This is a genomic window from Alkalinema pantanalense CENA528 (assembly GCF_050753345.1).
GTDB classification, from domain to species: Bacteria; Cyanobacteriota; Cyanobacteriia; order Leptolyngbyales; family Leptolyngbyaceae; genus Alkalinema; species Alkalinema pantanalense.
The window spans coordinates 1-11,739 of sequence record NZ_JBLZFX010000139.1 but is presented as its reverse complement, the minus strand read 5'-3'; the positions used below and the strand labels follow the sequence as shown (position 1 = coordinate 11,739).

The following is an 11,739-nucleotide window of genomic DNA, read 5'->3' as shown; positions in this document are numbered from 1 at the left end:
TGAAACTCAAAGGAATTGACGGGGGCCCGCACAAGCGGTGGAGTATGTGGTTTAATTCGATGCAACGCGAAGAACCTTACCAGGGCTTGACATGTCGCGAACCCCGCTGAAAGGTGGGGGTGCCTTCGGGAGCGCGAACACAGGTGGTGCATGGCTGTCGTCAGCTCGTGTCGTGAGATGTTGGGTTAAGTCCCGCAACGAGCGCAACCCACGTTCTTAGTTGCCAGCATTTAGTTGGGCACTCTGGGAAGACTGCCGGTGACAAACCGGAGGAAGGTGTGGATGACGTCAAGTCAGCATGCCCCTTACGCCCTGGGCTACACACGTACTACAATGCTACGGACAAAGAGCAGCCAGCCAGCGATGGTGCGCTAATCTCATAAACCGTGGCTCAGTTCAGATTGCAGGCTGCAACTCGCCTGCATGAAGGCGGAATCGCTAGTAATCGCAGGTCAGCATACTGCGGTGAATACGTTCCCGGGCCTTGTACACACCGCCCGTCACACCATGGGAGTTGGCCACGCCCGAAGTCGTTACTCTAACCGTTCGCGGAGGAGGGCGCCTAAGGCAGGGCTGATGACTGGGGTGAAGTCGTAACAAGGTAGCCGTACCGGAAGGTGTGGCTGGATCACCTCCTTTTAGGGAGACCTTACCCCTTCCTTTTGAAAGTCCTAGGACAAGTAAAAAAGAAGCAGGTCATCTCAAGGTCGGTCAGGAATATAGTGTTGGTTTCCAAACTGTCTGGTCTGGTTTTTCAACCAGTATGGGCTATTAGCTCAGGTGGTTAGAGCGCACCCCTGATAAGGGTGAGGTCCCTGGTTCGAGTCCAGGATGGCCCACCTTTCAATCTTTACTTATGTAGAGATTGTTTGTGAGGGGGTTTAGCTCAGTTGGTAGAGCGCCTGCTTTGCAAGCAGGATGTCAGCGGTTCGAGTCCGCTAACCTCCACTGAGTGATTTATTCACTCTAAAAGTGTTAACAATTTAGCAACTTTATTGTTGACAGATTTAATCTGTTTAGCAATCAGTCTGCTGGATTTGTTATCCAGTCAGAACCTAGAAAACTGCATAGAGAAAGAGTCAGGTAGAAAGAATTACTTTATGCGATCAGCACAAGTAATTCCTTCATAGACACCAATGATTAGTAATTGTGGTCAAGCTACAAAGGGCTAATGGTGGATACCTAGGCACACAGCGGCGATGAAGGACGCGGTTACCGGCGATATGCCACGGGGAGTTGGAAGCAAGCTTTGATCCGTGGATTTCCGAATGGGGCAACCCTTAATACTACTGCCTGAATCCATAGGGCAGAAAGAGCTAACCCAGCGAATTGAAACATCTTAGTAGCTGGAGGAAAAGAAAACAAACGTGATTCCCTTAGTAGCGGCGAGCGAAGGGGGAACAGCCTAAACCAGAGAGCATGCTCTCTGGGGTCGTGGGACAGCGATATGGACTCTAGCGGCTAGACGAAGCACTTGAAAGGTGCACCAGAGAAGGTGAAAGTCCTGTAGTCGAAAGCTTAAAGATACTAGCTGCATCCCGAGTAGCCTGGAGCACGTGGAATTCCGGGTGAATCAGCGAGGACCACCTCGTAAGGCTAAATACGTCTGTGTGACCGATAGTGAACCAGTACCGCGAGGGAAAGGTGAAAAGAACCCCGGGAGGGGAGTGAAATAGAACATGAAACCATTAGCTTACAAGCAATCGGAGCCCGATTAAAACGGGTGACGGTGTGCCTGTTGAAGAATGAGCCGGCGACTTATAGGCACTGGCAGATTAAGACGGGAATGTCGAAGTCAAAGCGAAAGCGAGTCTGAATAGGGCGTTAGTCAGTGTTTATAGACCCGAACCCCGGTGATCTAACCATGGCCAGGATGAAGCTTGGGTAACACCACGTGGAGGTCCGAACCGACCGATGTTGAAAAATCGGCGGATGAGCTGTGGTTAGGGGTGAAATGCCAATCGAACCGGGAGCTAGCTGGTTCTCCCCGAAATGTGTTTAGGCGCAGCGGTAATGATTATAGCGAGGGGGTAAAGCACTGATTCGGTGCGGGCTGGGAGACCGGTACCAAATCGAGTCAAACTCTGAATACCTCGTGCACACATTGCCAGTGAGACGGTGGGGGATAAGCTTCATCGTCAAGAGGGAAACAGCCCAGACCACCAGCTAAGGTCCCCAAATCACGGTTCAGTGATAAAGGAGGTGGGAATGCAGAGACAACCAGGAGGTTTGCCTAGAAGCAGCCATCCTTAAAAGAGTGCGTAATAGCTCACTGGTCAAGCGTTCCTGCGCCGAAAATGAACGGGGCTAAACCGTGTACCGAAGCTGTGGGATTTGTCTATCGATAAATCGGTAGGGGAGCGTTCTGTTGTAGTGTGAAGCCGTAGCGGCAAGCAGCGGTGGACGAAGCAGAAGTGAGAATGTCGGCTTGAGTAGCGCAAACATTGGTGAGAATCCAATGCCCTGAAATCCTAAGGGTTCCTCCGGAAGGCTCGTCCGCGGAGGGTTAGTCGGGTCCTAAGGCGAGGCGGAAACGCGTAGTCGATGGATAACTGGTTAATATTCCAGTACTCGATTTTGGATTGTGCAGAGGGACGGAGTAGGCTAACGCATCCGGATGTTGGTTACCGGTTCAAGCGCTCGAGGCTTTGAGGAACGGCGAAAACGTTCCGAGCTGAGACGTGAGTACGAGGCACTACGGTGCCGAAGTGTGTGATGTCAGGCTTCCAAGAAAAGCTCTAAACACGTTAATCCAAAGTCACCCGTACCCTAAACCGACACAGGTGGGATGGTTGAGAATACTAAAGGGCGCGAGATAACTCTCTCTAAGGAACTCGGCAAAATGGCCCCGTAACTTCGGGAGAAGGGGTGCCCACGCAAGTGGGTCGCAGTGAAGAGTCCCAGGCGACTGTTTACCAAAAACACAGGTCTCCGCTAAGTCGCAAGACGATGTATGGGGGCTGACGCCTGCCCAGTGCCGGAAGGTTAAGGAAGTCGGTCAGGCGCAAGCTGAAGCTGGCGACCGAAGCCCCGGTGAACGGCGGCCGTAACTATAACGGTCCTAAGGTAGCGAAATTCCTTGTCGGGTAAGTTCCGACCCGCACGAAAGGCGTAACGATCTGGGAGCTGTCTCGGAGAGAGGCTCGGCGAAATAGGATTGTCTGTGAAGATACGGACTACCTGCACCTGGACAGAAAGACCCTATGAAGCTTTACTGTAGCTTGGTATTGGGTTCGGGCTTTGCTTGCGCAGAATAGGTGGGAGGCTATGAGATATTCCTTGTGGGGAATGTGGAGCCATCGGTGAGATACCACTCTGGTGAAGCTAGAATTCTAACCCTTGCCCGTTATCCGGGAAGGGAACAGTATCAGGTGGGCAGTTTGACTGGGGCGGTCGCCTCCTAAATGGTAACGGAGGCGCGCAAAGGTTCTCTCAGGCTGGTTGGAAATCAGCCGTTGAGTGTAAAGGCATAAGAGAGCTTGACTGTGAGACGTACATGTCAAACAGGGACGAAAGTCGGCCTTAGTGATCCGACGGCACTGAGTGGAAGGGCCGTCGCTAAACGGATAAAAGTTACTCTAGGGATAACAGGCTGATCTCCCCCAAGAGTTCACATCGACGGGGAGGTTTGGCACCTCGATGTCGGCTCATCGCAACCTGGGGCGGTAGTACGTCCCAAGGGTTGGGCTGTTCGCCCATTAAAGCGGTACGTGAGCTGGGTTCAGAACGTCGTGAGACAGTTCGGTCCATATCCGGTGCAGGCGTAGGAGTATTGAGAGGAGCCTTCCTTAGTACGAGAGGACCGGGAAGGACGCACCGCTGGTGTACCTGTTATCGTGCCAACGGTAAACGCAGGGTAGCCATGTGCGGAGTGGATAACCGCTGAAAGCATCTAAGTGGGAAGCCCACCTCAAGATGAGTACTCCCATGGGGTTAACCCAGTAAGGTCTCGGGTAGACCACCCGTTGATAGGCTGTAGATGGAAGTCCAGTAATGGATGCAGTCGAGCAGTACTAATAGACCGAGGGCTTGACCTCTACTAATTATGTGTCAATACTTAACTCTACATTTTCTCTATGCAGCCTTCTGGGCTCTGTGAAAGACCACAGACCCCATAAGTTTCCTGGTGTCTATGGCGGTGTGGACCCACGCTCATCCCATCCCGAACTGAGTGGTGAAACGCACCTGCGGTGACGATAGTTGGTTGGTAGCAACCCGCTAAAATAACTCGACGCCAGGGTTCTATTAAAGTAAAGCCCCAAGTCTAAGCGACTTGGGGCTTTGTTGTTTGAGGGATGTCTGATAGTGGTTTGGTCTATGAGTTTTTCTTGGTATTTTTGGTGATGTAGCTCGGCAGTTTGCTTTTTAACGTGCCTAATAACGATGACTATCATTGCGTTTGTGAACCAGAAGGGAGGATGTGCGAAGTCCACTACGAGTGTTCACTTGGCTTATTGGTTGACGTATAAAAAAAAGAAGAATGTTTTGGTGATTGATGCGGATGCTCAACGATCGTCTTCAGTATGGCTATCGAGCTTGGAGGCGAGCATCCCGTTTGAGGTTTTGCAGACACCGGACGATCTATTGGATCAGATTCCGCAGTTGGCGGAGCAGTATGAATATGTGGTGGTGGATGCTCCTGCTGGGTTAGCGGAGGCTTGTCGGGCCATTTTGTTTCGGGCGGATTTGGCGATCGTGCCTTGCCAGCCAACGGGGATTGACTTGAAGTCGGCCAGTGATGCAGTGAAAATTATTCGGCAGGCTCAATCTGTGCGAGGGGGAGAACCAGATGCGGCCATTTTTCTGAGTCGAGCCGTCAGGGGAACGCGACTCTTGGACGAGGCGATCGCGCTGCTGACCAAAACCAACATCCCAGTTCTCAAGACAGTCATTCATCAAAAGCAGGTGATTGCAGACACTTTCGGCCAAAGTAAAGTAGTGTGGAACTTACTAGGAAAACCGGCTACAGAGTCTGCAAACGAGTTCGATCGACTGTTCAAAGAGATTATGAGGATGCTGAAATGACGAGAAAAACTCGACGAACATTGAATGATTCTTTGGCAAAAGAGTTCGTTTTTGAGGCGAAAGAATCAACTAAAACGGCAACGCCAAAAACAAAGACTGCGACAACACGAACAGCGAAGTCAAAGCGTACAACCTCTACAAAAAGCTCAAACACTGAGAGCTTTGATTTGCTTGATACTCAACTGACAAAACGCAAGGAAGGAACTGTTCGTATCACTGTTGATTTGACTGAATCAATGCATCGAAAATTGTCGATTTTTGCAGCAAAGACAGGCCAGAAAAAAGCAGAAATTATCAGGGATTTGTTAGGCAAAGTCATTCATCAAGTTGAGTAGATTTTTATAACTGCTTTACTGGAATACTGCAAAACTGCATTTTAACTGATTTAAGTATTGCAGTACTTTAGTACGGGTGTCTTCATATTACTTGGGCGGAGTTTTTTGTTGCTAGAGTTAGCGTTGTATGAAGTGAGAAGCTAGCTTTAGGGCGCAGACGATCGTGTTTTTTTCTCGGTATGAGTTTTTGAGAATTCAACTCGAGTCTAACTGTCCCTTAATTTTTTTGACCAGCATAGACTTCGTATCCCCTTCAGCTTTACTATCTAAGGTTGGAATGAGATTTTAGTGTGCAAAGTTATTTTGCACACTGTGTTTTTTGTCAGAAACCTTGAAATAGACCATGGGAAGACTACTTGAGGATCCTCAAGGTACTCTCTCTGAATTGAGTCGTCCATATCGATGTATCCGTGAACAAGTGCGGGAAACAGTTTCAGCTTGCGCTTTGTTTTCGAGTTCCTGATTTATGATCTTGAGGACTTTCAACCGCCTCAGCTCGCCTTGCCTCTAGGACGATGGAGGACAAGCAGCCCTTTCTGACTTTGCCTATGAATGGTTTACCAGGAGATGCTTAGACGAAACACCCTAACAAATCAAAAACCTCGCAGATAGCCATCAACGAGGTTTCCACAATATTTAGTTGTAGTTCTGAAGACGAGCTTGCCACTCAACTTCAGGAATAAGACTTAGCGGTCTTAACAAGATAAGAATTGACTGCCAATCAGTTCTTATCAATCAAAAAACAAAAGGAGGTAATTAACGAAACAAAAAACGAAAGGTCTTCTGCTTAATACCTAGAAAAAAGGAGGTAAACAACAAAAACAAAAAAGGAAAGGAGGCAACAGACAAAACAAAAAAACGAAGTTTTTGCTATCGTTCGAACCTACTAATCTCTCCAATAAGAAAGAAGTCTTTTTTCTACAATCTAAATCCATTCCAAATAAAAGGAAGGTTTTAGTTTAATTGCTCACCCTATCTAAAAGGAAGCAAAGAAAAAGAACCACTTATTGAATTGTTTTTGTCTTACAAAACAGTTGCAGTTTAATTGCTCAAACCTATCTAAAAGGAGGCAAAGAAAAAGAACTATTCGTTGACTTTTTGAAAACTCAGATGGAACTCAGTGCGTGAATTTTAATCACTGACCTCTGCTCCCAAAAACAACCTACGTAAAAGGAGATTTTCTATGACCTGCCCCGTACAGCAACTAACTCTACTAGACAGTTCCAGAACCCCTGGTATACAGGTGTCTTTTCTGAGCACCAGAGAAGGAAATAACGTAAATAGTCAATGCAAGTTAATGCAAGCTAAAACAGTTAAGCCAACGCTGGAAGAACAACACCATCAATGCATTCAATCATTAATTAAAAACCTGACTCAACAGTTGAAAGATTTAGCAAACAATTGCAGGTCAATTAGAAAATTGAGTCCTGTTTTTGTAAGCCAAAAGCTAACACTTAAAAGCCAGAAATTAGCGATCGGCACGATCGAGTCGTTCAACCCATATTATGAGGCATTTTCGGCCACTGACAACCCCCGCTCGCCCGTTTTTTTACAGTCCAAGCCATCTCGGGGCGATCCATCCATTTACCTTTTGAAGCGAATCAGTCCCCCCTCACTCCAACGGACTGGATTACACAAAAGCCTGTCTTATCAAGGACTTTCAAGCATCTCCCCCACAGTCTAGGAAATCTACTACTATGCTCCAGCCGTCAGTTAAAAGCCCATTTCTAGAGCTCACAATTCACCCAGAAAACCAATTTCGCCAGGAATTTATTGAGGGTTCAGGGATTGATCCCCAACTATTTGAATCGGCCATTGAAGTTGTTAATGATTTAGTTACAAACATCGTGGGAGATGTCGCTACTCCCATTCACGATGCCCTCAACTGGCGCTACACCCGATTTGGTCTGAACGCCAACCCCAATCAATGGGCAGCTTTGTTTCTTAATGAGGATGGTTCCTGTTGGCAAGCTAAACTTTCTACCCCGAGAAAAAACTTTAAAAAGGGCACTTTTCAGAAATATGAAACCCCTGTAGGACAAGGCTCACAGGCATTTTTTCCGAAGATTCCAAAGACGGTTTGGCAAGCCATTTGCGATCGCTATCAAGCCCCCTTACCCACAGAAAATCAGTCTTTTTGGGAGTGGATCCGACAAAATTCAGAAATCCCGATCGTCCTAACTGAAGGGGGCAAAAAGGCCCTCTCTCTCCTCAGCCAAGGCTACGTCGCGATCGCGCTCTACGGCATCAATGGCGGCTATCGAACCACAGAGACGATCGGCGGTGAAAAACTACCACTGCTGCATCCGACCCTGATTTCAGACTTGGTACCCTTCATGGTGCCCGATCGGTCTGTCACTCTGGCCTTTGACCAAGATGTTAATGGATCCACTAGAAGCAAAGTCCAAAAAGCCCTCAGCAAGTTTGGTCTACTCTTACAAAAACAGGATTGCCAGGTAAAAGTGGCCCAGTGGGATAGCCAACTTGGGCTCTGCAAAGGCATTGACGACTTACTCGTTCAGGCGGGAGCTGCTGCCTGGGAGATGGCCTACGACCAGGCGATCGAGTTACCACACTGGTTATTGCAAAATCGCCTAGAACGAGAATTTACCCGCCAGCCCACCCAGACGGTCCACACCGCTCAACTCTCCACACTATTTAGCCAGACAACGATCGGATCCCATAGCAACTGCCTACCCCAGGAAGGGATTGTGATACTGCGCAGCCCTAAAGGTACCGAAAAAACTAAGCTGCTTTCGCTAGCCACCCGTCACACAAACCAAGTCATCACGCTCACCCACCTGATTTCCCTGGGGCGAAACCTCGCCGATCGCCTAGACGGCACGTTTCGTAATGACCTCGACTTCGGCGGTGGCTATGTCTTCGACAAAAGCACAGCCCACATTGCCAACATCAACCGTCTAACAGCCTGTGTCGCAGGATTGGGCTGGTTTGCCCAGCGCATCGAACATTACATCGGCTGTGATTTAGTTCTGGATGAAGCCGTCCAGGTCGCTCGCACCTTATTAACAAGTTCAACTTGTAACAACGAAGGTGGCAGACCCGCCCTTTTGGCGATTTTCGAGAAGTTGGTTCGCAACGCTAAACGGGTACTCTGTGCCGATGCTGACTTTGATGACGCCACCATCCAGTGGATTGAGTCCATTCGTAACGAAAAAGCTTGGATCCTTGTTAATCACCATCGTCCTACGCCGTACCCGACCAAAATGATCGACAGCCGCGATCGCTGCGCTGCGATCGCCGATATCGTTTCAGTCGGAAAAAAACTAGAAAAAGGCACAGCGCTTTGGGTCGCTACAGATTCCAAAGGTTTAGCCAAAACCTTAAAGGAACTCCTGGAGGCTCACTTAGGTTCTGGATCTGTCCTTGCCATTCACTCCGAATCCGTCGGCGGCAGCGTCGAACGTGCTCTACTCCGTGACCCAAATGGTCAAATTCCAGTCCTGGTAGCTCAAGGGGTCAAAGTGTTCATCGGCTCCCCTAGCATCAGCACCGGCGTGTCGATCGAAGTCCAAGACATTTTTAAAGTGGTCTATGGTCTCTTCACCGGCGTCAGTCTGCTCGATACCGACATGTTGCAACAACTCAGCCGCATTCGACAGCCGGTGGAACGACGCATTTGGTGCGTTGAGAAAGGCTTACGTTACGCCAAAACCTCCAAGGCGCTGACAGCAAGTCAATTCAAGCGGGATTTAAAGCAACGAACCTCGGCCACAGTCTTGATTGCGAGATCGAGCCTAACTCCAGCTGTCGTTGAACAAATGGAAGCCTACAACTGGGACAGTAATCCCCATCTCTCCTTATATGCAAACTTTGGTGCGACCCAAAACCGCGCTATGGTGAACTTGAGATCTCAACTAGTCACCCGACTGAAGATGGCAGGGCATTCGATCGAAATTATCCAGCCTCCCCCTAATTCTGAAATGCGCAACCTCATGACGGAGCTGCGCGCCGCTGTCAAGCAGCGTGACGCCGAAGCCATTTGGAAGGCGGCCACCCTCTCCTATGGAGAAAAACTGGCGCTAGATGAAAAACAAAAAACTGGAGAAGCCCTCTCTCCTGAAGAACGACTCGCTGTTCAGCGCTTCCAAATCTGCGAATTCTATGTTATCCCCCCAGAAGAACTGACCCTTGAAGATGTTCTAAACGATCGCAATGGACGGGCCCAGATCGAACTTCGTCGCCTTGAGGAATTCTTACACCCCGAACTCGCCACCCGCAGCACGGCCCAAAGTATCGAGACTCAAGTCAGTCAGGGGCAGTCACTCACCCCCTGGGATTTCTCCAACGCTGAAACCCGAAATCTGGTGTTCCACAACCTTGGACTCTCAGATTTCATTCACAACGCGATCGCTGGTGGCAAATGGTACATGTCTGATCTCGAACCGATCGCCGAAAAATTACTGCAATACCGCAAAGACCTGGAAGTTTACTTGGGTTACCGGGTCAGCACCAAAATCTCAATAACCCAGCTGGTGCATCAACTCTGCACCCAAATCGGCATTACCTTTACACGACACCGTCAACGCCAGGACAAGAAGGTTCTCTCCTTCTACACCCTGAATCAAACTGACTTCGACAAGAAAATGGCTATTCTCTCAAGACGCTTGGCCGATCGTGAAAGACTTACCCTGCTTGGTTCAACCACTCAGCAGCCATTGATCCACGAGGGGGGTATACAGGTATTTACCCCGCAACATGGATCAATGCTCTCAACTCACGAAAGTCCTATAGAGCTAAACAAAGAGGCATTTCAGTCTCCAAGGGAGCAAAGCATTGAGCCCCAAGCCAAAGAACTAGAAAAACAACAAGATATAGAACCCAGTGGTACAGACCCAAATTCTGCCCTCTGATTCTTCAGATTGACCGTTTTCATCTCAAAACAAAGAAAAACAAAAAACTTCCACCAAGAGGAAAACATGGCAGGCTCTTACTTTTGAGAACTGTCCAAGTTTTGCTGCGTCCAATCAGATGCAAATTTCAAAAACAAGTGGGCTCAAGTGGACCCAGTAGCTTCTATACAACAAGGGCAAAGACCAGGGGCCTATGAATGCCCCCATAAACAGCAAAACACCTGCACATTAGGAACTTCAGTCCTACATGCAAGCCTCGAAATATTCAAAAATAAAAATGCTTGACAGAATTTGAAAAACCGCGCTATCTTAATAAAGCGCAGTGAGGCAGAGCGCTGAAGCGAGCTGACCGAGCTGTGTTCAGAACCAGGACAGAAGAATAAGTTTGGAAGCCAGTATAGCACTATAAACCTGTCAAGGAAATAGTGAATCTTCGTAGGATCAGTAGTCTTATGAGACTCTCTCTACGAAAGATTTCAACCGGATGAAGAATCCAGGTTATGGTTCGAATTACTTCTGAGTTGACCTTGTGTTAACTCATTAATATGGAGAGTTTGATCCTGGCTCAGGATGAACGCTGGCGGTATGCTTAACACATGCAAGTCGAACGGACTCTTCGGAGTTAGTGGCGGACGGGTGAGTAACGCGTGAGAATCTGCCTTTTGGTCGGGGATAACAGTTGGAAACGACTGCTAATACCGGATGTGCCTACGGGTGAAAGATTTATTGCCAAAAGATGAGCTCGCGTCTGATTAGCTAGTAGGTGAGGTAATGGCTCACCTAGGCGACGATCAGTAACTGGTCTGAGAGGATGACCAGTCACACTGGGACTGAGACACGGCCCAGACTCCTACGGGAGGCAGCAGTGGGGAATTTTCCGCAATGGGCGAAAGCCTGACGGAGCAATACCGCGTGAGGGAGGAAGGCTTTTGGGTTGTAAACCTCTTTTATTAGGGAAGAAGATCTGACGGTACCTAATGAATCAGCATCGGCTAACTTCGTGCCAGCAGCCGCGGTAATACGAGGGATGCAAGCGTTATCCGGAATTATTGGGCGTAAAGCGTCCGCAGGTGGTTTTACAAGTCTGCTGTCAAAGCGTGGAGCTTAACTCCATAACGGCGGTGGAAACTGTAAGACTAGAGGTCAGTAGGGGTCACGGGAATTCCCAGTGTAGCGGTGAAATGCGTAGATATTGGGAAGAACACCAGCGGCGAAAGCGCGTGACTGGGCTGATTCTGACACTCATGGACGAAAGCTAGGGGAGCGAAAGGGATTAGATACCCCTGTAGTCCTAGCCGTAAACGATGACAACTAGGTGTTGCGCGTATCGACCCGCGCGGTGCCGTAGCCAACGCGTTAAGTTGTCCGCCTGGGGAGTACGCACGCAAGTGTGAAACTCAAAGGAATTGACGGGGGCCCGCACAAGCGGTGGAGTATGTGGTTTAATTCGATGCAACGCGAAGAACCTTACCAGGGCTTGACATGTCGCGAACCCCGCTGAAAGG

Annotated in this window: 3 protein-coding genes, 2 tRNA genes and 4 rRNA genes; all 9 read left to right on the top strand. The window is 48.9% G+C overall.

Annotated elements, in window-relative coordinates; all coding sequences use genetic code 11:
* Positions 1 to 639: ribosomal RNA gene (locus tag ACN4EG_RS25755) — 16S ribosomal RNA — on the top strand; the annotation flags it as partial.
* Positions 640 to 765: 126 nt separating this feature from the next.
* Positions 766 to 839 (top strand) — tRNA-Ile (locus ACN4EG_RS25750).
* A gap of 36 nt (positions 840 to 875) precedes the next feature.
* Positions 876 to 948, top strand: a tRNA-Ala gene (locus ACN4EG_RS25745).
* Between the two features lie 203 nt (positions 949 to 1,151).
* Positions 1,152 to 4,037: ribosomal RNA gene (locus ACN4EG_RS25740) — 23S ribosomal RNA — on the top strand.
* Positions 4,038 to 4,122: 85 nt separating this feature from the next.
* Positions 4,123 to 4,240 (top strand): 5S ribosomal RNA (gene rrf / locus ACN4EG_RS25735).
* A gap of 143 nt (positions 4,241 to 4,383) precedes the next feature.
* A complete protein-coding gene (locus tag ACN4EG_RS25730; RefSeq protein ID WP_431633146.1) occupies positions 4,384 to 5,025 on the top strand; it encodes an AAA family ATPase in 642 nt (213 codons plus the stop codon).
* On the top strand, positions 5,022 to 5,360 hold the full coding sequence (locus ACN4EG_RS25725) for a hypothetical protein (protein WP_431633145.1): 339 nt from the start codon (positions 5,022 to 5,024) through the stop codon (positions 5,358 to 5,360). Before ACN4EG_RS25730 ends, ACN4EG_RS25725 begins: the two co-directional genes overlap by 4 nt.
* A gap of 1,697 nt (positions 5,361 to 7,057) precedes the next feature.
* The gene (locus ACN4EG_RS25720; protein WP_431633144.1) at positions 7,058 to 10,234 is read left to right on the top strand and encodes a plasmid replication protein, CyRepA1 family; all 3,177 of its coding nucleotides are present in this window, start codon (positions 7,058 to 7,060) and stop codon (positions 10,232 to 10,234) included.
* Positions 10,235 to 10,776: 542 nt separating this feature from the next.
* Positions 10,777 to 11,739: ribosomal RNA gene (locus tag ACN4EG_RS25715) — 16S ribosomal RNA — on the top strand; the annotation flags it as partial.

What these genes read in the sequence shown, in the direction of transcription:
- ACN4EG_RS25725 (WP_431633145.1), top strand. Translation starts at nt 5,022, where the DNA reads ATGACGAGAAAAACTCGACGAACATTGAATGATTCTTTGGCAAAAGAG.
- ACN4EG_RS25730 (WP_431633146.1), top strand. Translation starts at nt 4,384, where the DNA reads ATGACTATCATTGCGTTTGTGAACCAGAAGGGAGGATGTGCGAAGTCC.
- ACN4EG_RS25720 (WP_431633144.1), top strand. Translation starts at nt 7,058, where the DNA reads ATGCTCCAGCCGTCAGTTAAAAGCCCATTTCTAGAGCTCACAATTCAC.